Source organism: Shewanella sp. Isolate8 (genome assembly GCF_022398495.1).
GTDB classification, from domain to species: Bacteria; Pseudomonadota; Gammaproteobacteria; order Enterobacterales; family Shewanellaceae; genus Shewanella; species Shewanella aquimarina.
Window position 1 is genome coordinate 1782766 of the sequence record NZ_JAKEVI010000001.1, and the last position, 22778, is coordinate 1805543.

Genomic DNA, 22778 nt, shown 5'->3' on the forward strand with positions numbered 1-22778 from the left:
TTAACAGGCAAGGCTTCAAGGTTATGAATGAACACTTGGAGTTTACACGCCCGAGGTGAAAAAAAAGTGATATTACGGGCGTGTAGGAACCTCAAGTTAAAAACCTAGCATTAAAATTCGTTATTCATGCGCTGAAAGAAACTCAGCAAGAGCTCACGTTCACTATCGGAGAACTTAGCGGTTAACTGATCGGACAACCCATGGTGCAGCTGATCGTGTTCTCGATAGACATCCTGACCCTGCTCGGTTAGTCCAACCAAGATAGAGCGTCTATCCTGCTGATGCGCCTTACGCGCCACTAAACCCGCCTGCTCCATCTTGTCTATCTGCACCGTTAAAGTACCAGTGGTGATCCCCATCTTCTCCGCCAGCTCCTTCATGCGCAGGTCACCATTGGCGCCTAAAATCTCGACCGCATGGATCTGAGGCAAGGAGTGGCCGGCATCCTTAACTACGGCCATCTCCCAGGAAGAGAGCTTTTCATAAAATTCGACTATGGTGTGGCTCAATAGATCATTATTCATGGTTAACGCACTATTCCTTTTAAAAAATCCTAAATCTCTGCTTTATCGGCACTTTGGCAGGCACTTTGGCGACAGGTGATGAGTTCGACCGTCAAATGATCGATACGTTCAAATTTCTCGAGCTTCTGCTTGAAATAGTCCAGATCTTTAGGCTCATGGCTAACGATTGAGACCATAGCAGCGTAATGATCGGCACTGACGCGCCATACATGAATATCACTCACCTGATGGTCCCGCTCGGCTTCGATCAACTCAACCATCTGTTTAACATACTGCTTCTCTATACTGGCATCGAGCAATATGGGCCCCGTCTGTTTCATCAAGCCCCACGCCCAACTGGTGATGATCACAGCGCCCACGACGCCCATCAGAGGATCTAACCAGGTCAGCCCCAAATACTTACCAAACAGCAAGGCGCCGATGGCGAGTAGAGAGGTCAAGGCATCTGCCATCACATGGAAGTAGGCGGCGCGCAGGTTATGGTCATGATGGCCTTTGTCGCCATGGTCATGTTGGTGCGCATGGCTATGGTGATCGTGTTCATGGTGCTCATGGCTATGGTGACTGTGACCATGATGATGACTGTGATGATGATCATGTCCATGCCCGTGATGGTGATGGTGCCCGTGATGATCTTTTAGCAAGAATACTGAGATAACATTGACCGTCAGACCGATCACTGCGACAAAAATCGCCTCGTTAAAATGGATTTGCTCAGGGTTAACCAGGCGGCTCACCGATTCTACCACCATCAGCAGGGCCACCAGACCGAGAGCAACGGCACTGGTAAAGCCGCCCAGCACGCTCACCTTGCCGGTACCAAAGGCAAAATCTGGGCTATCGGCATGCTTCTTTGCGTAGTGGTAGGCAAACAGGGTGATCAAAAACGCCGCAGCATGGGTTCCCATGTGCCAGCCATCTGCCAGTAGTGCCATCGAGCCGTATACGGTACCGGCGACAATTTCGGCGATCATGGTAAACAGGGTTAGCAATAGGACATAACGGGTGTTGCGTTCGCCATCACTGTTTAAATTGGCAAACTGATGACTGTGCTGCCAAGGAGCAAGATGATCCTTTACGTTGGACATGAATAATTCTCTATTAATTGTTATGGGTTGGGCTTTGTAGGCACGCGATACTTTGTAGAGACGCGATACCCAGTACCATATACTTTGGTTATCAAACAATCGGCATATTAACTAGTTTGACTTTCAAAGTAAACAGAGGTGAGTAACATCAGATAAAAAGTGACTGACTCGTCACAGTCCGCCTTAAACTCGTCACGAACCACCTTAAAAATTAACTAAAAACAACTAATTAAAAAATATCACTTTGCTTTTAACCCTTTTCCACTATGCTAGCGTCTATACCTGGTATAACCGTTCAATTTAACGCTAGGAGCTTTCATGACATTTTCCTTGAACAAATACACACCGGCCCTATTACTCGGCCTGGGACTCTCCCTCTCGACGTTTTGTGCCCAGGCGACCAGCCCAGCTAAGCCTGAGTCTTTCACTATGCCCGTAGCAGTAAGCTACTCGGCGAGCGACTACCAGAGCGAAGAAGCCACTAAGATGTTTCCTGCGCCAAGCGATGGCCTAGTACAACATATTCTCACCCTGCCAAAGCTTGCTAACGAAGAGGACTATCGGCTGGAAATCGCCATCGGCCGCAACGAAGAGGTTGATTGCAACAAGCATGGTCTGTCTGGTGAGATTGAGCAACATACGGTACAAGGCTGGGGCTACAACTATTATCAGGTCGATGCCATCCACCAGGGACCAAGCACCATGATGGCCTGTTTCGACAAAGCCAAGAAGACCGCCTTTCTTACGCTGCCGGAGAAGCTGACATTAGCTTACGACAGTCGCCTACCTAAGGTGTTTTATCTCCCCGTCGGGGCTCAGCTAAGGTACCGCATCTGGCAGGCAAGCAGTGACTATCAATACAGCGAGGCCAAATAGCCACCTCTGCCTAACTCTCGATCAAATGCGCTAAGTTAGCCATTAGCCATAAAAAAACCTCTGCCTGGGCAGAGGTTTTTATTTATCATTTGCGACTAAATAGCAATTACAAGCCGTTGATGGCGTCTTTACACAACTGGGTGATGCGCGCCCAGTCGCCCTGCTCCATCGCATCGGTTGGCGCGATCCAACTACCACCGATACAGTCGACATTCTTAAGCGCAAGATAGTCTTTATAACTACTTGGCGTAATACCGCCGGTTGGGCAGAAACGAATATCGGCAAGCGGGCCAGAAAAAGCCTTCAGTGCATTCACACCGCCAGAAGCTTCTGCTGGGAAGAACTTAAAGTTGGTGTAACCAAGCGCCATACCCGACATCACCTCGGAGATGCTGGCAACCCCCGGGATTAAGGGCACGCTACCTTTCATCGCCGCCTTTAACAGCTCGGGGGTGGCACCCGGGGTGATCACAAACTGGGCACCGGCATCGATCGCCTGCTGCAGCTGCTCTTCGTTCAATACGGTACCTGCACCGACCAGGGCTTCAGGTACTTCTTTGGCGATCTTAGTGATCGCTTCCAGCGCACAAGGGGTACGCAGCGTCACTTCGAGTACGCTGATCCCACCATCAACCAGGGCTCTGGCGAGGGGAACCGCATCCTCAATCTTATTAATCACCATGACGGGAACGATCGGGCTACGTTTAAAAATATCTTGGGGTTGAATTGACCAGTTATTCTCAGCCATTGCTAAAAGCTTCCTCAATGATTAATAATTTTCGTCTATGGTCGTGGTGCAGCGCGCACCCGTCTCTGGACTACTTAAATTTGAACGCAATGCCGCGAATAGTTCGCGGCCCATGCCGAAACTCGTACTGCGTAGATCGACCTGTTCCGCTTCACGGCTCGCCAGCACGGCGTCATCGACCAACAGGCTCACTTCGCCGGTATTTGCATCGACGCGGATAAGATCGCCATTTTCGACCTTGGCAATTAAGCCGCCATCCAACGCCTCGGGTGTCAGGTGAATTGCCGCCGGTACCTTACCGGAGGCGCCAGACATACGACCATCGGTCAGCAGCGCCACCTTAAAGCCCTTGTCCTGTAGCGAGCCCAAGATAGGCGTGAGCTTATGCAGCTCTGGCATGCCGATCGCCTTAGGTCCCTGCCCCTTCACCACGACGACGCAGTCTTTGTCGAGCTCACCCGCCTTAAACAAGGCATCAAGCTTGTTCTGATCGTCAATCACCACAGCGGGCGCTTCGACAAATCGATGGGACTCGGCAACGGCAGAGACCTTGATCACGGCGCGCCCCAGGTTACCCTTAAGCAGTTTCAAGCCACCGTTGGCCTGGAAAGGCGATGCAACCGCAGTCAGCACCTCTTTGTCCAAGGACTCACTTGGGCCTTCGACCCAAACCAGTTCGTCGTCGATGAGGCGAGGCTCCTGGGTGTAACGACGCAGACCGTAACCTGCAACCGTCATCACATCTTCATGAAGCAGTCCAGCGTCCAGTAACTCTTTTATCAAGAAAGCCATACCGCCTGCGGCGTGGAAGTGGTTGATATCGGCGTGACCGTTGGGATAGACGCGCGCCAGCAGAGGCACTGCATCTGACAACTCAGAGAAGTCATCCCAGTTCACGATAATGCCGGCAGCGCGCGCCGCGGCAACGATATGCATGGTCAGGTTGGTCGAGCCACCAGTCGCCAGCAAGGCTACTATGCCGTTAACCACAGATTTCTCGTTAACCACCTCGCCGATCGGCGTGTATTGAGTACCCATTTCGGTGAGACGACACACCTGCTTGGCCGCCATCTTATTCAGGGCTTCGCGCAGCGGATCGTCCGGGTTAACGAAAGAGGAGCCAGGCAGTTGTAGACCCATCACCTCAAGCATCAGCTGGTTGCTGTTTGCCGTACCGTAGAAGGTACAGGTACCTGCACTGTGATAAGACTTAGATTCGGCTTCAAGCAGCGCATTGCGATCCACTTGGCCTTGGGCAAACTTTTGACGAACCCGCGCCTTTTCCTTATTCGGAATGCCTGACTTCATCGGACCTGCAGGCACAAACAACATGGGCAGATGACCGAAGCTCAGTGCGCCAATCAAGAGGCCGGGTACTATCTTGTCACAGATCCCGAGCAGCAAGGCGCCGTCAAACATGTTGTGAGAAAGCCCCACAGCTGTCGACATGGCGATCACCTCACGGCTCAGCAGACTTAGCTCCATTCCGGGTTGCCCCTGAGTCACACCGTCACACATGGCTGGCACACCGGCCGCCACCTGGGCAACGCTACCAACCTCGTGACAGGCCTCTTTTAAGAGCTGGGGATAGTGCTCGTAAGGCTGATGCGCCGACAACATATCGTTAAATGCGGTAACGATACCTATGTTGGCCTTGTTGAATGCCTTGATGGTATTTTTATCCGCCGGGCTACAGGCGGCAAAACCATGGGCCAGGTTGCCGCAACTTAAACTGCTGCGATGAACGCCGTTAGCTTTTGCTTCGCCCAGCGCCGCAAGATACTTTTCGCGAGTCGCTTTGCTTCTGGCAATGATCCTGTCGGTAACTGACTGTACTACTGAATGCATAATCGCTCCTTAAGCGCTCCAATAAACATCGACGGGTGTCTTATGCTGGGCCAGTACCGCACGTATCGGCATCGCCTTAGCATCGTCATTCTCGAGCGCCTGTCGGTAAACGGCTAGCTTCTGTTCACCGACTATGTGTAAATAGATTTGGCGTGACGCTAAGATCCCAGTCTTAGAGATAGTCATGCGTCCGTGTGGCGCCTCGCCCGGATTCACCGCCAGACAGAGTGCCTGGGTACTCAATGCCTGCTCTATCTCATGCGAGCAAGGGAACCAAGAACAGGTATGGCCATCGTTGCCCATGCCAAGCACCACCACATCGAAGGGCTTGGGGAAGTTGGCAAGCTGCTCTATAGCCATGTCGACCCCGGCCTCTGGCGTGGTAAACATATTTTTCAAACCGCGAAACTTGGCGCCCGCGGCGCGGTTTTGCAGCAGATGCTGTCTCACCAGGCGTTCGTTAGAATCGCTGTGCTCACTGTCGACCCAGCGCTCATCGGCCAGGGTGATATAGACATCGTTCCACTCGATTGCTTTGTGGCTTAACAACTTAAATAGCGCCAGGGGCGTCGAGCCGCCAGACACCACCAGGCTAGCCTTACCGCGAGCATCGATGGCGGCCTGTAGCTGCTCTGCGATGCGATCGGCCAGTTGTGCCTCTAGGCTGGCTTTGCTATCAAAAGATTTGAATACGGATTCTTTAATCATCTTAAATTTTCCTTACTCGTCCCAAGAGCGGCCGTCTTTAGCGATCAAAGCAACTGATGCTACAGGGCCCCAGCTACCCGCTGGATATGGCTTAGGCTTCTCGTTGCTCTCTTCCCACGCCTGGATGATGCCATCGACCCAAGTCCAAGCCTGCTCGACTTCGTCGCGGCGCACAAACAGAGCCTGATTGCCCAACATGGCCTCTAACAATAGACGTTCATAGGCATCGGCGATGCGATCGTTCTTAAAGGTATCGGAGAAACTCAAATCCAGCTTGGTGGTTTGTAATCTTTGTTTCTGCTCTAGACCCGGCACCTTGTTCATCATCTGGATCTCAACCCCCTCGTGAGGCTGCAGACGAATAGTCAGCTTGTTCGGCGGTAGGTTGCGATAACTTGAGCGATACAGGTTGTGAGGCGGGTTCTTGAAATAGACGACAATCTCAGAACTCTTGGTCGGCATACGCTTACCACTACGCAGATAGAAAGGCACACCCGCCCAGCGCCAATTGTCGATATCGACGCGCAGGGCGACGAAGGTCTCGGCGTGAGACTGGGTGTTAGCCCCTTCCTCTTCGAGGTAACCAGGAACAGGTGCGCCCTTCAGGAAACCGGCCGAGTATTGGCCGCGTACGGTATTTTCATAGATGTTATCGGCATCTATCTTACGCAGTGACTTAAGTACCTTTACCTTCTCGTCACGAATGCTGTCAGCGTCCAGGTTAACCGGTGGATCCATGGCGACTAATGTGAGCACCTGCAGTAGGTGGTTTTGGATCATGTCGCGCATCTGACCGGCTTTGTCGAAATAGCCCCAACGCCCTTCGATACCTACCTCTTCGGCGACGGTGATCTGCACATGATCGATCGTACGGTTATCCCACTTAGAGGCAAACAAGGAGTTAGCGAATCGCAGCGCGATCAGGTTCTGTACCGTCTCTTTACCTAGATAGTGGTCGATACGATAGACCTGGTTTTCATTAAAGTAGGCGCTGACTTGATCGTTAATGACTTTAGAAGAAGCGAGATCTGAGCCGATGGGCTTTTCGAGGACAACACGGGTATCTGGATAGATGAGGTTTTGTTCATGCAGGCAGCGACAGATATCGCCAAAGATGGCTGGCGGCGTCGCGAAGTAATTCACCATGACGCGCTTCTTGGGATCGAGGATCTCATGGAAGGCACTGTAACCTTCTGCCTCGGTGAAGTTTGTCCCAATGTAGACACAGCGCTGGAGGAATCGCGTAAGGGTTTCATCACACAAGCCTTCTTTAACGAAGCTCTTAAGCGCCGTGACAACCAGCTCCTGATACTCATCATGGCTAAAGGCGTCTTTGGCTACCCCGACTATCTTAGTCTCCTCGTTGAGCAGACCGGCCTTATCCAATTGATAAAGCGAAGGGAGTAACTTACGTCTGGCGAGATCGCCTTTGGTGCCGAACAATACAAAATCACAAGCTTTGGCTTCTGGTGATGTCATGCCCATAGCTTAAAAATCTCCTATGTACTGTGTCCCATCGTTTCGATGAGAAGCTCACATGTTTGTTGTAATATAACAACAGAATTTGTTAATTGCATCTAAATTTTGCAAAAAATGACCTATTAGTAAACTAGCAACGAGACACCAAAATCTGATATGCTTTTTGTGATTAAATTACTATATATAGTAGAAAGTTTGCTCTGTGTTTAGATCATAATTCGTCATATAAACCAAACTGTAGCACTTTTTGTTTGGTTCTATCATGACATAAAAGAATAAATATAATTACATTACAATCCAGTGGATGTACGCATATGAATACCCTAGAAAAGGTTCAGAAAAACCTAACACATTTCAGTAAGTCGGAACGTAAAGTGGCTGAGGTGATCTTGGCGTCACCACAAACCGCGATTCACTCCAGCATCGCCACCTTAGCCAAAATGGCCGATGTGAGTGAGCCTACGGTGAACCGCTTCTGCCGCCGTCTCGACACTAAAGGCTTTCCCGATTTTAAGCTGCACTTAGCACAAAGCCTGGCCAATGGTACCCCCTATGTCAGTCGCCACGTCGAGGAAGACGACAGTCCAGATTCATACACCACCAAGATCTTCGAGTCTTCTATGGCGGCGCTGGATACGGCTAGACAGAGCATGGACACGGCAGCCATCAACAAGGCCGTCGATATTCTTACCCAGGCAAAGAAGATCTCCTTCTTTGGCCTTGGCGCATCGGCCTCTGTCGCCCATGACGCACAAAACAAATTTTTCCGCTTCAACGTACCGGTGATCTGCTTCGACGACGTACTGATGCAACGCATGAGCTGCATTAACAGTAGCGAAGGTGACGTTGTCGTGTTGATCAGCCACACAGGCCGCACCAAGTCGCTCATCGATATCGCGCGCCTGGCCCGCGAGAACGGCGCCGCGGTGATCGCTATCACCTCGCGTAACTCGCCGCTCAGCGCCGAATGCACCCTCCCCGTCACCATGGAAGTGCCTGAAGATACCGACATGTATCTGCCCATGGCATCGCGCCTTGCACAGCTGGTGATTGTCGACGTGTTGGCCACAGGTTTTACCCTGCGTCGCGGCCCACGTTTCAGAGAGAGTTTAAAGCGCGTGAAAGAGGTGCTGAAAGAGTCTCGTATCGACAAAGAAGCGACTATATAGTCCAGTTTTGTAAGGATATTAGGCGGCCCTTGTATAAGGAGCCGCCTTTTTTTTCACTTTTAATCGCAGCGGTTCACAAAATTAATAATTTGAGATAGATCATTTTGTTTGTAATTTTCCTACAAAACTCCATTTTGTCTGTTAATATAGAGTAAGATTATTTAAAACTTAACGGAGTATCTCATGTTCCGCAGAACCAAAATTGTAACGACTCTGGGTCCAGCAACCGATCGTGACGACAACCTACGTCGTATTATCAAAGCTGGTGCAAACGTTGTTCGCCTCAACTTCTCTCATGGTTCACCTGAAGATCACCTGAAACGTGCCACCGACGTGCGAAATATCGCCAAAGAACTCGGTGTACACGTTGCTGTATTGGGTGACCTACAAGGCCCTAAGATCCGTGTCTCTACCTTCAAAGATAACAAGAAGGTGCAACTGGACCTGGGTCAGGCATTCGTCTTAGATGCCGACCTGGAAAAAGGCCAAGGTGACGAACACCAAGTGGGTATCGACTATAAAGAGCTACCACAGGATGTCAGCATCGGCGATATCTTAATGCTCGACGATGGTCGTGTTCAGCTTAAAGTTGAGAAAGTTGAAGGTAATAAGGTTCACACCACAGTGACTGTTGCCGGTCCCCTGTCTAACAACAAGGGCATCAACAAGAAAGGTGGTGGTTTGTCTGCCGCGGCACTGACCGAGAAAGACAAGCAAGACATTATCACCGCAGCAGCCATCAAGGTAGACTACCTGGCAGTTTCATTCCCACGCAGTGGCGCAGACCTGAACTATGCCCGTGAACTGGCACAGAAGGCTGGTAGCAATGCCCTGATCGTCTCTAAAGTTGAGCGCGCAGAAGCCGTAGCTTCAGACGAAGCGATGGACGACGTGATCCTGGCCTCTGACGCTGTTATGGTTGCCCGTGGCGACCTGGGTGTTGAGATTGGTGATGCAGCTTTGGTTGCTGTACAGAAGAAGCTCATCAGCCGCTCTCGTCAGCTTAACAAGAGCGTGATCACCGCGACTCAGATGATGGAGTCTATGATCACCAGCCCAATGCCAACCCGTGCAGAGGTTATGGACGTGGCTAACGCGGTGCTTGATGGCACAGACGCGGTCATGCTGTCAGCTGAAACTGCAGCCGGCGACTTCCCAGAAGAAACCGTTAAGGCAATGGCCAACGTTTGTCTTGGCGCCGAGTCACACCCAAGTGTTCAGGTGTCTAAGCACCGTATGGACGAGCGTTTCACCTCTGTTGAAGAGACAATTGCGCTATCGACCATGTATGCGGCTAACCACCTCGAAGGTGTTAAGGCAATCGTAGCCTTGACCGAATCTGGTGCAACGCCTCAGCTTATGTCTCGTATCAGTTCTGCCCTGCCTATCCTGGCACTGTCACGTCACGATGTGACCCTGGCTAAGATGGCGCTTTACCGCGGCGTACAACCTGTCTACTTCGATTCAACCGCTTACGGCGCAGACGAGCTAGCCAAGAAGGCACTAGAAGCCCTGACCGAAGCGGGTTACCTTACCTCCGGTGACATGGTACTGATGACCAAGGGTGACGCGATGGAAACTATCGGTGGCACAAACACCTGTAAGGTACTGATCGTTGCTTAATACGACTCGCTGAGCGCTAGGTCTTTATCTTCCTGGCCTAAGCAAATAAAGAAAAGGTACGCAATGCGTACCTTTTTTTATGTTCAAAGCTATCTATTAATGAAAGCTCAAAGCATTCGCTTAGTTACAGACTTTCAAACTCATCCACCGCAATTGCGATCTTACGTAGCCTATCGGCCTCGAGTAGCGTGTCGCGCTCGGCTTCGTTGATGATCTTAAGCTCATAGGCTTGGGCATACAGGGCATCGTTTGCTAGTTTACGCTCCAGTTTGCCTTCCTTCTGAGCCTTGCGCAGCATCTTAAACAGATGCTTTGCCTTGTACTGAGCGATAAACGCATCTTCCACCTCGGCAATACCACCATTGTCACCTTCGAAATCAGGGCACAGATGGGTCAATCTATCGCGGGCCGGGCCGGGTCTAAGCATGCTCTGACAAACGGCAATGGTAAGCTTGTCATCCGGGCCATTGAAGTGATTGCCAAGTGGGAACACCAGGGCGCGCATCGCATAGGCCAGCGGACGATTGGGGAAGTTACGCAGCGCGCCGTGTAGCGCCTTCGCCGCCCTTTGTAGCCTTAACTGCATCACATAATGCACTGTTGGTAGGTCGTCCTGCTGACGGCCATTGTCTTCAAACAGCTTGAGGGTCGCCGAGCCCAGGTAGAGTTCACTCAGCACATCTCCCAGACGCGCCGACAACATCTCCTTACGCTTGAGATCGCCGCCCATCACCAACATGGAAAGATCCGTCACGAAGGCTAAGGCCGCGGAGAGCCTGGTCATATCCTTATAATACTGCTTGGTTTCGCCGGATACGGGCGCCGAGTTGAAGCGGCTACCGGTTAAGGCGCCCCATAGCGAGCTTAGGGCATTACGCGCCGCATAGCCCATGTGGCCCAGCAGCAGGTTATCGAAACGCTCTAACGCCTCGCCGCTATCTTCCATGGCCGCGGCTTCCATCTCAGCCAGCACATAGGGGTGACAACGGGTCGCCCCCTGACCGAAGATCATCAGGCTACGGGTAAGAATGTTTGCCCCTTCAACCGTAATAGATATCGGTGTGGCCATATAGCCATGACCCAGATAGTTCTTAGGCCCAAGCTGGATCCCCTTGCCCGATTGAATATCCATGGCGTCGTTGAGCACGTCACGGCCCATCTCTGTCATATGATACTTAGCGATAGCGGTAACCACTGAAGGCTTTACCTTAAGATCGATCCCCGTTGTGGTCAGGCGGCGCGCCGCCTCTAGCTGATAGGTGTTGGCGATGATGCGTGCCAAGGCCTCTTGCACCCCTTCAAACTGGCCGATCGACAAGCCAAATTGATGGCGTACATAACTATAAGCCGTGGTGGTCTTAGTGGTCACATGACCCGAAGCCGTCGCCAAGGCGGGCAGCGAGATGCCGCGTCCAGCCGAGAGACACTCGACCAGCATACGCCAGCCACGGCCCGCGTACTGTGGCCCACCAATGATCCAATCCAGCGGAATAAAGACATCTTCGCCGCGGGTCGTGCCGTTCATGAATCCCATGTTAAGCGGATTATGACGATTGCCAATCTCGACCCCAGGATGATCCGTTGGGATTAAGGCGCAGGTGATACCAATTTCTTCTCTGTCGCCTAGCAGACCATCAGGGTCGCGCATCTGGAAAGCCAGACCCAATACCGTCGATACCGGAGCCAGGGTGATATAGCGCTTATCCCAATTCAGCTTGAGGCCTAACACCTCTTCACCCTGGAATTCACCTCGGCACACTATGCCTGTGTCAGGAATGGCGCCCGCATCTGAGCCCGCCTCGGGGCCCGTTAAGGCAAAACAGGGAACCGCCTCACCGCTGGCCAGCTTGGGCAGCCAATGATCGCGCTGCTCCTTGGTGCCATAGTGAGTCAATAGTTCACCTGGGCCTAGAGAATTTGGCACCATCACACTCACCGCCGCGCTGACGCTGCGACTGGCAAGCTTACTGACGATGGTTGAATTGGCATAGGCAGAGAAGGCCTTACCACCATACTCTTTGGGGATGATCAGGGCGAAGAAGCCCTCTTTCTTGAAGTAGTCCCACAGCTCGGGCGGCAGATCTTTGCGCTCCTGCACTATGTTGAAATCATCAATCATAGTCAGGGCCGTCATTACCTGCTCATCGATGAAGGCTTTCTCCTCTTCGGTCAGTCGAGGGCGGCCATAGCTGTGCAGCGTATCCCAATTTGGCTTGCCACGAAACAGCTCTGCTTCCCACCACACATCACCGGCCTCCATCGCCTCTTTCTCGGTATCGGAGAGCGGCGGCAACACCTTCTTAAAGAAGGCGAATACGGGCCGCGTAATGCACTGCATACGAATATTTTTCACGCCAAAAAGCACTATGATGACCAATAGTGCCAGAATAAAGAGTGTCATATTGCCCCCTACTGCGTTGTCACAGGCACTGCCACACCGGCAGCCAGATACGGAATCACCTTGCGGATCACGGCTTCGATATCGTTGTGCTCATTGAAATCGGCCTCGGCAATCTCTGTCAGGGCATCGGCGGATGCCATGGTGAAGACCACAGTGCCTAAGGTAAAGTGTAATCGCCAAAACATCTCTGCGGGGGGAATATGTGGCGCGCTTTCGGCAACAGCCTTAACAAACTCACTCAGATGCTCACCATAATGTGTGGTGATGAACCATCTTAAATGGCCCTGACTCTCGATATAGCCACGACCCAGCAGCTGCAGGAAGGTGCGAGTACCATCGGCCTTGAACTTGTTCAGCTCGAGCAGCGGCTTGACCAGCGACGAGAAGATCTCGTTCAGGCTAGGTTCGCTGCCCTGTTTTAATTGTACTACCGCATCGGAGGCTTCTGGCATGAAACGATCCAGATAGCGCGCGAGCACGGCGCGGATCAGCTCTTTCTTAGAGCCAAAATGATAGTTTACCGAGGCGAGATTAACCTCTGCCTTGCTGGTGATCAGCCGCAAGGAGGTTTCTGAAAAGCCGCGCTCGGCGAATAGCTTTTCTGCCGCATCCAGTATTCTTGTTTTCGTGTCGGATCGATTTGCCATTCCGTGACCTACAACTCTGATTTAAACGTGTGTTTAAATTAAACACTGGTTCACATATTGTCAAATGGAAATCGACAAGCTTTGCGCCTAGTAACACTCATTTGCGACTGATAAAGGCGATCGTGAAACACACAGAGACGCCATAAACTGTAAACTTTGGCGAAATTGAGTAAACTATGCCTCACAAAAAGCCCCACAAAAATAACAAAGGAAGCTCTTATGAAACCAATTTGTGCCAAGTTGACCCCAATTGCCGTGGTCATAGCACTCTCTCTAGGGATCAGCGGCTGTGAAGGTGAGACCAACGCGGCTAAGTCTAACGGTGAAGGAAAAGCGGCTCAAACGAGCCCGAAACAAGATCCAGTAGCCCAGGCTAATCAATTTATCGACAAGGCCGAAAACCAACTGGCCGAACTGTCCATCGAACAGAACCGCGCCGAATGGATCTACAGTAACTTTATCACCGAAGACACGGCCGCCCTCGCCGCCTCTGTTGGTGAGCGCCAGACCGCCCTGTCGGTACAGCTTGCGACCCAGGCCGCTAATTATAGCCAGCTACCGCTGGATGAGGTCAACGCACGTAAACTCAACATATTACGCAGCGCACTCGTGTTACCTGCGCCACTCGATCCTAAGAAGAATGCCGAGCTTGCTAACATTAGCGCCGAGCTAAATGGTCTCTATGGTAAGGGCAAATATTGCCTGGCCGATGGACGCTGCCTCACTCAGCCCGAGCTTTCGGGCATCATGGCTAGCTCTCGCGATCCCAAAGAACTAGAGGAGATCTGGCAGGGCTGGCGTGAAATCGCCAAGCCAATGCGCCCCCTATTTGAACGTGAGGTTGAGTTAGCCAATGAAGGCGCTAAGGATCTGGGTTATGCCAACCTGTCTGAACTCTGGCGCAGTCAGTACGACATGCAACCCGATGCTTTCTCTACCGAACTCGACAGACTCTGGGGCCAGGTTGAACCCCTGTATGAATCTCTGCACTGTTACGTCAGAGGTGAGCTAAACGAACAATATGGCGATGAGGTAGCACCTAAGCAGGGGCCCATTCCCGCACACCTTTTGGGTAACATGTGGGCACAGCAATGGGGTAACGTCTATGACATGGTTGCGCCGCAAGATGCGGATCCCGGCTATGACGTGACCGAGCTTTTGGCGAAACAGGGCTACGATGAGCATAAGATGGTAAAACAAGCCGAAAGCTTCTTTACCTCACTCGGTTTCGACCCGCTACCAGACACCTTCTGGAGCCGTTCGCTGTTTGTGCAGCCCAATGATCGTGACGTGGTCTGCCACGCCTCGGCCTGGGATCTGGACAACCTGGATGATATTCGTATCAAGATGTGTATCCAGAAGACGGCCGAAGACTTCACCGTTATCCACCACGAACTGGGTCATAACTTCTATCAGCGCGCCTATAAAGAGCAGCCCTTCATCTTTAAGAACAGTGCCAACGACGGCTTCCACGAGGCGATTGGCGATACCATAGCACTGTCGATCACACCAAGTTACCTGAAACAGATCGGCCTACTCGAGCAGGTACCTGACGCTTCTAAGGATATCGGCCTACTGCTAAGACAGGCGCTTGATAAAGTCGCCTTCCTACCCTTCGGTCTGATGATAGATCAATGGCGCTGGAAGGTTTTCAGCGGCGAGATCACTCCGGCACAGTACAACCAAGCCTGGTGGGATCTGCGTGAGAAATACCAAGGCGTTAAGGCACCAATCGCCCGTAGCGAAGCCGACTTCGATCCGGGTGCCAAGTATCACGTGCCTGGCAACGTGCCTTACACCCGCTATTTCCTGGCGCATATTCTTCAGTTCCAGTTCCACAAGGCACTGTGTGATATCGCCGGCGATACAGGCCCAGTCCACCGTTGCAGCATCTATGGTAACAAGGCGGCGGGCGCCAAGCTCAATGCCATGTTAGAGATGGGTCAGAGCAAGCCCTGGCCGGAAGCCCTTGAAGTGGTGACAGGCAAGAAGACCATGGATGCCTCTGCCGTCATCGACTATTTTGCACCGCTAAAAGTCTGGTTAGATGAGCAGAACAAACAGGCTAACCGCCAGTGTGGCTGGTAACTCTTGCCAGTAATACTTGCTGGTAACCGGCATTCTCGTTAAAAGGCGTGATGCGCCGGAGCTAAGATAGCAAAAACAAAAATCACCTCCTTGGAGGTGATTTTTTTACTCGGTTCTGACTAGGCCCATCTATGCGTGCCCTTGTGATGCTGCTCTACGGTATCTAACTTATCTTGGGCCGATTTGGCCAACATCACCATCATGGCACCAGCACCGCCCCAGGCAGGCGGCGCACTGTGAAAGGCCTGCACTCCCTCTATCTCGGCCAACCAGGCGCTGACATAAGACTTAAGCTTTGCGGGGATCGGCTGGCTATTCACACCCGTACCGTGAATGACGATAAGATTTCTCAGCCCGGAGCTCTGACTATTGGTGACAAAATCATAAAGCAGTTCTCTCGCCCTGGCTAAGCTCAAGCCGGTTAAGTCCAGATCGGCCTGTATCTCATACTTGCCCTGGCGAAACAGCTTAAACACCTGTCCCTGCACGCCCTGCCTTTTAACGCTCACCACGGCTTGTGGCGCCAATGGGGTGATATCATCCAACTCGAGCGACAGTTTTTCCAGCGCCAAGCGCCGCAGCGCCTCTTGGTGGCGTCTTTGCCCCTCCGGACTCGTCCCGCCCTGACTCGGGGCGACCTCATTATTTGCCTTTAACGGCTTAACACCTTGCATAGAAGCGAGAAATAAAGCGCTGTCATCTTCACTCATGCCTATCTCCTCCACTCCTGTTTTCAACTACACCGGCGTGATCACCTTAGTGCTGGCAACCTGTTGCTTCAATCTGCCACGACTATCCATCACGCCTATCCCATCATGACTATCCATCGCTACTATACGGTCACTCTCGCTGAAATGCTCCTCATTGGGAAAGTCTCAGCATCCCAGTCAGGTAAAAGTATCCGTTTAGGCTCACAAAAACTCAAGCCTCCTATAACCCATGGCAGACTAAGCGCCTCAAAAATCACCAGGAGCCCATTCAAAAACAAGGCAGCATCATGGAAAGCTCAACACCGGCTCAATAACATCACCTATACTGGCGGAAAGGACTATGAGTTAAGCGGACGACCACTTATATTGAAGAAAAAAACAACGTCCGGCGCCAGAGACACAATTTGTTAAGAACTAAATCTTTCGCATCAAAAAGTCATGGATTATAGTGACCCTAGTATTAGCAGCAGCGTATAGCTAAATGAAACTCTTCAAATTTGTCCTTATCTTGGGGCTCTGTGCTCTCAACTTCCAAGCCTTAGCCCAGAAGAATGACAATGATGCCTTAAATCAATTCTATAAGCAGTTCAGCGTCGCGTTTGAACAGCTCGATGAGTCTGTTATTCAAGATATTTACGCAGAAAACGCCTGCTACATTCCAGAGCAGCAGAATAAAGAGATCACCATGGGGCGGGATAATATTATCGCGCTCTACAAGCATTTCTTCGGCAAGATTAAACACAAGAATGCGCAGATAGAAGTGGATTTTCGTGTGGTCGAGCGTCAACTGGACAAGCAACAGGCTACCGACGTGGGCTACTATCTGATCCGTTTCTACCCACCTAAAGAAACCGAAGAACCGGTAAGTGAGTTTGCCGGCAAGTTTGTGATCGTCTCCAAGAAGAAGGCCGACGGCAAATGGTACCTCACGGTCGATACCAACAACCGCTCTGAGCCGTCGTTTTACTATAGTGCCAAGCCCTTACCTAACCTCTATTATGGTCGTCAGTTTTCGACCCTGAGCGAGTCAAGCAGCAAACATGACTAACCCCTCCCTTGCCCCTGTGGCAGGTCGGTAAAAGATAAGCCGCTCAGTTACAAAGAGTGTTGTGAACCTTATCATCTCGGCAGCATCCCGCCGAATCCTGAATCCTTGATGCGCAGCCGCTATTCGGCGTTTGTGCTCAAATGCCATCAGTATCTTATCGACACCCATCATCCCGACTATCTTAACGGCCTGAGTGTGCAGATCCTCGACCAGGAGAATCATACTCACTGGCTGGCGCTCAGCGTCAACAAGAGTAGCAGCGAACAGAATAAGGGAATGGTTGAGTTTCACGCCTGGTATCGGGATGACGACGGACTGGATGCCATTCATGAGATCTCAGACTTTGTTAAACAGGATGGTCGCTGGTGCTACACCCAGGGTGAGCAACTCTTGCCCAAATACCCTAAACGCAACGATCCCTGTGTCTGTCAGAGTGGTAAGAAGTTTAAGCAGTGCTGTCTTAAATAGTAAGGCAGCGTAGAAAACCTATACTTCAGGGAAACTCATCTAAGACGGCCATTTCGCTATCAGGCAGGGCGAATAGACTGGGCTATCAGGCTGAGCCATTGGCCTCGTCAATTGGCAAGCAAGCTCACAGGCTCAAGGCTAACTATCTAACATCTCAAAAGCTATCGCCTGCCTATCGATCACTGACCGGCTATTGCCGGCAGATTAATGCAGCGGCGTCTCTGTATTGGCACGAAGGAATTGGCTGAACTCGGCTTCTCGCAGCGCCGGGCTATAGAGGAAACCTTGTGCCTGATGGCAGCTTAACGCCGACAGGAAAGATTCCTGCTCGGCGGTCTCGACCCCCTCAGCTGTCAGCGATAGATTGAGCGCCTTGGCCATGGCAATGATGGCACTGACGATCTCGCGACTCTCACGGCTGACGCTGAGATCTGAGATGAATGATCTGTCTATCTTCAGCTTGGAGATGGGGAACTGCTTCAAATAACGCATCGAGCTGTAACCCGTGCCAAAATCGTCGATGGCCAGCCCTACCCCTAACTCGGCCAACTCCTTACACAGATGCGTCGCATAAACCACATCTTCCATCAGCTCGGTCTCGGTGATCTCCAAAATCAGGGTGTTGGGCCGAATACGGTAACGAGTCACCAATTGCCACACCTGATCATAGAGCTGAGTACTGAAAAACTGGCGCGCAGAGACATTCACATGCATGGAGAGGTTGATATTATGGTGCTGCCACAGGTTAAGCTGGCGACACGCAGCCTCTAACACCCATTCGCCTATGGCCGCGATCATGCCGGTTTGCTCGGCGATATCGATAAAGGCGCCGGGATAGAGGACGCCCTTCTTGGGGTGATGCCAGCGGATCAGCGCCTCGGCTCCTATGTAGGCCTGGCGGCCGAGATCTTTGAGGGGTTGATAATAAAGCTCAAACTCACGATTCTTTAGTGCCGCCTGCAGATCCCGCTCAATTTGGGCATCTTCTTTGAACGACTTTAACAGGGCGTGATTAAAGATCTGTATCGCACTCCCCTGCTTCTTCTTGGCATATTGCACCGCAATATCGGCGCAGGTGAGCGCCGAAAAACCTGCCTCTAGTGCGTTTATCTCGACGACCGACAGTGCAGGTTTAGCCTCGAAAGATTCGGCGCCAACCTGAACAGGCAGATTTAACTGGTGATAGAGACGCTTGATGGCGTAGTCCAGGCTCTGCTCATCCTCAATACCCTCGAGCACCAAGGCAAACTCATCGCTGCCCACACGAGCCATCAGCTCGGCCTTCTTGACGCTGGCAAAGTGTTTGATGCGGCGAGCCACCTCGATCAGCAGGCTATCGCCCTTCTCATGGCCGTAGGTATCGTTGAAGCGCTTAAAGCCTCTGAGATCGATCAGCATCAGGTGGCCACTGCGTATCTTTTCCAACGCGCGATTGAAATAGCTACGGTTGTAGAGGCCGGTTAGCGAGCAGCGCCAAGCCAAACGCTCGAGCTCATTCTGCTGCACCAACTCTTCTGAACAATCTTCCGCGGTCACCAGGGCGTAGTGATTGCCCCTAGGGGTGGTAAAGGGGCGAACCCGATAACGCAGCCAGTAACTCTCACCATCTCGACGGGTCAACTGGATATTTCCCTTGGCTATCTTACCCAGCTTGACTTGGGCCAGCACGGCGTCGGCCTGAACCGGCGACTGCTTAAAGAAATCCAGACAAGCTAAGGGTTGCCCCAAGATCTGCTGCTTAGGCACACCTGAGATGGCATGATGTGCGCCGTTAACATATTCAATCTTATCTGTGGCCAGGTTGACCACCATGCTGATCTGCTCCGACTGTTCGATTGCCTTTAAAAACAGGCTCAGGCGCTCGTCTGTGTCGTAAGCTCGTTGCGTCGCTAGGGTCAATGCCAGCTGATCGGCCACCTGGGAAACGATATGGATCTCGCTCTCTGGCCATTCATGGAACTGACCCGATTCGAGATAGAGCACCCCTTCGAGGTGTCCATTGATACGAATTGCCACATCAAGATGCGAGACCACCTGGTTTTCATTGAGGTAATCGACTAATTCGGCGACACGGCCATCATTTTCGACGTCGATTACGTCTATGGTGCGACTGCGTTTGAGTTGATCGAAATAATTGGGACACAGCGATTGCGCGGGGCGTGAAGCCTGGCCTTGCAAACTTGTATGAGCGATGAGCTCACAAGCCTGGCTACCGGAAAACAGACAAACACCTATGTTGTCGACCTCGAGGGACTGACTGAGCAGATCGCAGGCAAGCTCGGCCGTCTCTTTAAACAGGCCTTCTTGTTTTTGCGTCGAATTGACTATGGTTTCAAGCAGATGTTGAAATTGGCGCTTGGTCATAAAATCCTACTGCCGATAACCTTCTGCCGATAAAAGGTTACCGAGGTAAAAACCGCCAAAGGCGGTAACAACATAGATGTTATTGTTATTATTAAATGTTCAATTTGTGCACATTACACGAATAACTCGCTAATTAGCAAGCTAATATCGACGGCGCTGCTAGAGACCGTGTTCGAGTTGGAAGATCATCTTCTCGGCGCTGTAGCCAAAGGTGAGGCGCAGCTCCTGGCCACCTTCTACTGCCTTAATCTCACTCTCAACACCCTCGAAACGCTGCTTAGCCGCCTGTGCCATGGCTTGCAACTCGCTTTGGGCGTTGTCTCCATCACGTACCAGAGTCAGCACGGTATCAAACTCATCGATCACGGCACCGATATCGGCATAGCTGCCACAATCGTTACAGGTATCGTTTACCAACTCTGATTGACCCTCTTGAATCTTTTTCATTTTGACCCTTAACCTTTTAACTGAAAATGCTCATAGCTATATATAGCAAAAGCCGAGCTACCGCACTTAAAACTAAGCCAAAATGTCTCCTAACGCACGTTGCCTGACGATCTGCTCGGTAAAATGTGGTAATTCCAAACTAGGTGCGTCGGCATCGAGTTCATTGTGAAAACGCGCCAGGGTGATGGGATCGCAGTTAGCCAGCACCTCTTGCATCGCCAAAGGGTCCCGTCCTCTGTGGACTAAGGGTTCGGGACTCAGGTATTGCTGCAGATGAAAGCCGCTTAGCCCTGCCTGGTGAAACTGCTCGCTGTTATCTCTGTCTTCACCCAGCTGCAGTGCGCTGGTCAGCGCCTGTGGCTCGGGTAACTCAAATTGACGCTTGAGCTTTGTCTCAACATCGCTTGGCTCCTGATCCAGATGAAACTGCGCCATATCTCTAGCATCGTTTGACAACATGGCCAGCAGCAGACCAAATTCTCCCCGGCGATGATCCACTATCGCCTGGTTGAGTCGGGTCCCTAATTGATTCTCGTTGATGATCAACTGACTAGTTCGCATAAAAAAACATCAATAAAACAGCTCGTTGCTATTTAATCGACCGCTTGCGCCATAACTTTAGTAATTATTTTAAATTGGGGCTTTACAGCGCCAAGGATTCTGACTACTATTGCCGCCGCAATTGAGGAGGGGTTCCCGAGTGGCCAAAGGGATCAGACTGTAAATCTGACGGCTCAGCCTTCGAAGGTTCGAATCCTTCTCCCTCCACCATTTGCCTACAATGTAATAAAGAGATACTCGTGGAGGGGTTCCCGAGTGGCCAAAGGGATCAGACTGTAAATCTGACGGCTCAGCCTTCGAAGGTTCGAATCCTTCTCCCTCCACCATCTTTATCTCGTTATTATCTTGTGCTGCTGTACCAAAAAATATGGAGGGGTTCCCGAGTGGCCAAAGGGATCAGACTGTAAATCTGACGGCTCAGCCTTCGAAGGTTCGAATCCTTCTCCCTCCACCATTTTTTCTCTCGCATTATTTGCGCATCATTTAGTTCCTAAATTCAAACACTTCGCTTCATCTTTGTAATCATTTTGATGATATTATGCCCTTAGTTAATGCCTTGATTCGATGACTGATACTTAGTCCTTTAATTAGTGGATCATTCTTTCAGCCTCCCAAAATTTTCCTCCACGGCCAGCACTCCCTGTTATCCGTCGCATTTATTTTCGATTTTCCTTTTCGTTATAATTTATTTCGTTAAGCTATAACGACTATCCGCTCGATAACCTTAGGAGCCACAATGAATCAATCTTGGGTCAACCAGGCCATCGCCAAGATCGAGGCAGACTATCAACGCAGTGCAGACACCCATCTGATCAAGCTGGAACTGCCTATGCTGCCCGGCATCGATATCTACCTAAAAGATGAAAGCACCCATCCCACCGGCAGCCTTAAGCACCGCCTGGCGAGATCTCTGTTTCTCTACGCCCTGTGTAACGGTTGGATCACCCAAGATACGCCCATCATAGAATCCTCCTCGGGCAGCACAGCCGTGTCCGAGGCCTACTTTGCACGTCTGCTTGGCCTGCCCTTTATTGCTGTCATGCCCGCCTCTACCGCCAAGAAGAAGATACAACAGATAGAGTTCTATGGCGGCCGTTGCCACTTCGTCGACCATTCGAGTGAGATATACGCCGAATCACAACGGCTGGCCGACGAGCTGTCGGGCCACTATATGGACCAATTTACCTACGCCGAGCGGGCAACCGACTGGCGCGGTAACAACAACATCGCCAACTCCATCTTCGAGCAGATGCAGCGAGAACCACATCCTGTCCCTAGCTGGATAGTGATGAGCCCGGGTACGGGCGGCACCTCGGCCACCATAGGCCGCTATATTCGCTATCAATGCGCCAAGACAAAGTTATGTGTAGTGGACCCGGAAAACTCGGTATTCTACGACTACTACCACAGCGGTGATGCCAGCATCAGCTGCGCCGGTGCCAGTCGCATCGAAGGCATAGGGCGACCCAGGGCCGAGCCCTCCTTTATTCCGGGAGTCGTCGATCATATGGTCAAGATTGACGACAGCGCGTCGATCGCCACCATCTATTGGTTAGAGGCGCTGATCGGTCGCAAGGCAGGTCCCTCAACAGGCACTAACCTCTATGGCGCGCTGCAACTTGCCAGCGAGATGCACGCCAACGGCCATAGCGGCTCCATCGTCACCTTGCTGTGTGACTCGGGTGAGCGCTACCTAGACACCTACTACGACAGTGAGTGGGTAGAACAACATATTGGCAACATCAGCCAGTATCAGGCCAAGCTAACGGCCTTTAATCAGACGGGATACTTGGAATAACGCGCAGCGCTTTTAGTCCAAGAACAGGGATGAATAGGCTCGACGTGAGCTAATACCAATCGTAATAAATAATTGATCATGCTAGCTTGTTAAAACGCTCGATAACTGTATTAGTATTTTTAATTGTAGAATAACTACTTATCTAAAAATCCTGCTTTGTTCTCAAGCGTTTTTCCTGCGCTA

At 51.4% G+C, this 22778-nt stretch carries 19 protein-coding genes and 3 tRNA genes; 10 read left to right on the forward strand and 12 right to left on the reverse strand.

Going from position 1 to position 22778, the window contains the following annotated elements; genetic code table 11:
• Nucleotides 1–110: 110 nt before the first annotated feature.
• Together L1D43_RS07865 and dmeF are read right to left on the reverse strand one after the other, a co-directional pair.
• On the reverse strand, nucleotides 111–524 hold the full coding sequence (locus L1D43_RS07865) for a MarR family transcriptional regulator (protein ID WP_239850580.1): 414 nt from the start codon (nucleotides 522–524) through the stop codon (nucleotides 111–113).
• Nucleotides 525–553: 29 nt separating this feature from the next.
• The gene (gene dmeF / locus L1D43_RS07870) at nucleotides 554–1612 is read right to left on the reverse strand and encodes a CDF family Co(II)/Ni(II) efflux transporter DmeF (RefSeq protein WP_239850581.1); all 1059 of its coding nucleotides are present in this window, start codon (nucleotides 1610–1612) and stop codon (nucleotides 554–556) included.
• Between the two features lie 318 nt (nucleotides 1613–1930).
• Here dmeF and eco point away from each other — a divergent pair, with 318 nt between their 5' ends.
• The gene (eco, locus tag L1D43_RS07875) at nucleotides 1931–2488 is read left to right on the forward strand and encodes a serine protease inhibitor ecotin (protein WP_239850582.1); all 558 of its coding nucleotides are present in this window, start codon (nucleotides 1931–1933) and stop codon (nucleotides 2486–2488) included.
• A gap of 106 nt (nucleotides 2489–2594) precedes the next feature.
• Here the strand turns inward: eco and L1D43_RS07880 are convergent, their stop codons facing one another.
• From L1D43_RS07880 to zwf, 4 genes are read right to left on the reverse strand one after another with little or no spacing between them, the layout of a single operon-like run.
• Nucleotides 2595–3236, reverse strand: a complete 642-nt coding sequence (locus tag L1D43_RS07880) for a bifunctional 4-hydroxy-2-oxoglutarate aldolase/2-dehydro-3-deoxy-phosphogluconate aldolase (RefSeq protein WP_239850584.1) — start codon at nucleotides 3234–3236, stop codon at nucleotides 2595–2597.
• A 21-nt stretch (nucleotides 3237–3257) separates the two neighbouring features.
• Nucleotides 3258–5084, reverse strand: coding sequence for a phosphogluconate dehydratase (gene edd, locus L1D43_RS07885; RefSeq protein ID WP_041511195.1), 1827 nt, complete (start codon nucleotides 5082–5084; stop codon nucleotides 3258–3260).
• A 9-nt stretch (nucleotides 5085–5093) separates the two neighbouring features.
• Complete coding sequence (gene pgl / locus L1D43_RS07890; RefSeq protein WP_239850585.1) at nucleotides 5094–5792, reverse strand: 6-phosphogluconolactonase; 699 nt, start codon at nucleotides 5790–5792, stop codon at nucleotides 5094–5096.
• Nucleotides 5793–5804: 12 nt separating this feature from the next.
• A complete protein-coding gene (gene zwf, locus L1D43_RS07895; RefSeq protein WP_239850586.1) occupies nucleotides 5805–7277 on the reverse strand; it encodes a glucose-6-phosphate dehydrogenase in 1473 nt (490 codons plus the stop codon).
• A gap of 308 nt (nucleotides 7278–7585) precedes the next feature.
• Between zwf and L1D43_RS07900 the strand changes: the two genes are divergently transcribed.
• Together L1D43_RS07900 and pyk are read left to right on the forward strand one after the other, a co-directional pair.
• Nucleotides 7586–8440 (forward strand): MurR/RpiR family transcriptional regulator, encoded by an 855-nt coding sequence (locus L1D43_RS07900; RefSeq protein WP_041511193.1) that lies wholly within the window; start codon nucleotides 7586–7588, stop codon nucleotides 8438–8440.
• 183 nt (nucleotides 8441–8623) lie between these two features.
• Nucleotides 8624–10063: a pyruvate kinase gene (pyk, locus tag L1D43_RS07905; protein WP_239850587.1), complete on the forward strand. Its 1440-nt coding sequence runs from the start codon at nucleotides 8624–8626 to the stop codon at nucleotides 10061–10063.
• Between the two features lie 124 nt (nucleotides 10064–10187).
• Here the strand turns inward: pyk and L1D43_RS07910 are convergent, their stop codons facing one another.
• Both L1D43_RS07910 and L1D43_RS07915 read right to left on the reverse strand, forming a co-directional pair.
• Nucleotides 10188–12464 carry an acyl-CoA dehydrogenase gene (locus L1D43_RS07910; protein WP_239850588.1) on the reverse strand — a complete coding sequence of 759 codons (2277 nt, stop codon included), beginning with the start codon at nucleotides 12462–12464 and terminating at the stop codon, nucleotides 10188–10190.
• A gap of 8 nt (nucleotides 12465–12472) precedes the next feature.
• A complete protein-coding gene (locus L1D43_RS07915; RefSeq protein ID WP_041511190.1) occupies nucleotides 12473–13111 on the reverse strand; it encodes a TetR/AcrR family transcriptional regulator in 639 nt (212 codons plus the stop codon).
• A 219-nt stretch (nucleotides 13112–13330) separates the two neighbouring features.
• On the opposite strand from L1D43_RS07915, the gene L1D43_RS07920 reads away from it, so the two are divergent.
• Nucleotides 13331–15199: a M2 family metallopeptidase gene (locus tag L1D43_RS07920; RefSeq protein WP_239850589.1), complete on the forward strand. Its 1869-nt coding sequence runs from the start codon at nucleotides 13331–13333 to the stop codon at nucleotides 15197–15199.
• Between the two features lie 119 nt (nucleotides 15200–15318).
• On the opposite strand, the gene smrA is transcribed toward L1D43_RS07920, so the two are convergent.
• On the reverse strand, nucleotides 15319–15909 hold the full coding sequence (gene smrA, locus L1D43_RS07925; RefSeq protein ID WP_239850590.1) for a DNA endonuclease SmrA: 591 nt from the start codon (nucleotides 15907–15909) through the stop codon (nucleotides 15319–15321).
• Nucleotides 15910–16390: 481 nt separating this feature from the next.
• Here smrA and L1D43_RS07930 point away from each other — a divergent pair, with 481 nt between their 5' ends.
• Complete coding sequence (locus L1D43_RS07930; protein ID WP_239850591.1) at nucleotides 16391–16957, forward strand: DUF4440 domain-containing protein; 567 nt, start codon at nucleotides 16391–16393, stop codon at nucleotides 16955–16957.
• A gap of 105 nt (nucleotides 16958–17062) precedes the next feature.
• Nucleotides 17063–17425, forward strand: a complete 363-nt coding sequence (locus L1D43_RS07935) for a YchJ family metal-binding protein (RefSeq protein ID WP_345773701.1) — start codon at nucleotides 17063–17065, stop codon at nucleotides 17423–17425.
• 204 nt (nucleotides 17426–17629) lie between these two features.
• Here L1D43_RS07935 and L1D43_RS07940 read toward each other — a convergent pair whose 3' ends face one another.
• The 3 genes from L1D43_RS07940 to L1D43_RS07950 form a co-directional block, all read right to left on the reverse strand.
• Entirely contained in the window at nucleotides 17630–19789 is a 2160-nt protein-coding gene (locus L1D43_RS07940) for an EAL domain-containing protein (protein WP_239850593.1), read from the reverse strand.
• Between the two features lie 159 nt (nucleotides 19790–19948).
• A complete protein-coding gene (locus L1D43_RS07945; protein ID WP_239850594.1) occupies nucleotides 19949–20236 on the reverse strand; it encodes a DUF406 family protein in 288 nt (95 codons plus the stop codon).
• A 72-nt stretch (nucleotides 20237–20308) separates the two neighbouring features.
• Nucleotides 20309–20797: a VC2046/SO_2500 family protein gene (locus L1D43_RS07950; protein WP_239850596.1), complete on the reverse strand. Its 489-nt coding sequence runs from the start codon at nucleotides 20795–20797 to the stop codon at nucleotides 20309–20311.
• Between the two features lie 125 nt (nucleotides 20798–20922).
• Between L1D43_RS07950 and L1D43_RS07955 the strand changes: the two genes are divergently transcribed.
• The 4 genes from L1D43_RS07955 (at nucleotide 20923) to L1D43_RS07970 (ending at nucleotide 22595) form a co-directional block, all read left to right on the forward strand.
• Nucleotides 20923–21007: transfer RNA gene (locus tag L1D43_RS07955), tRNA-Tyr, on the forward strand.
• A gap of 31 nt (nucleotides 21008–21038) precedes the next feature.
• Nucleotides 21039–21123, forward strand: a tRNA-Tyr gene (locus L1D43_RS07960).
• A gap of 43 nt (nucleotides 21124–21166) precedes the next feature.
• A tRNA-Tyr gene (locus tag L1D43_RS07965) sits at nucleotides 21167–21251 on the forward strand.
• Nucleotides 21252–21533: 282 nt separating this feature from the next.
• A complete protein-coding gene (locus L1D43_RS07970; RefSeq protein ID WP_239850598.1) occupies nucleotides 21534–22595 on the forward strand; it encodes a PLP-dependent cysteine synthase family protein in 1062 nt (353 codons plus the stop codon).
• The last annotated feature ends 183 nt before the right edge of the window (nucleotides 22596–22778 follow it).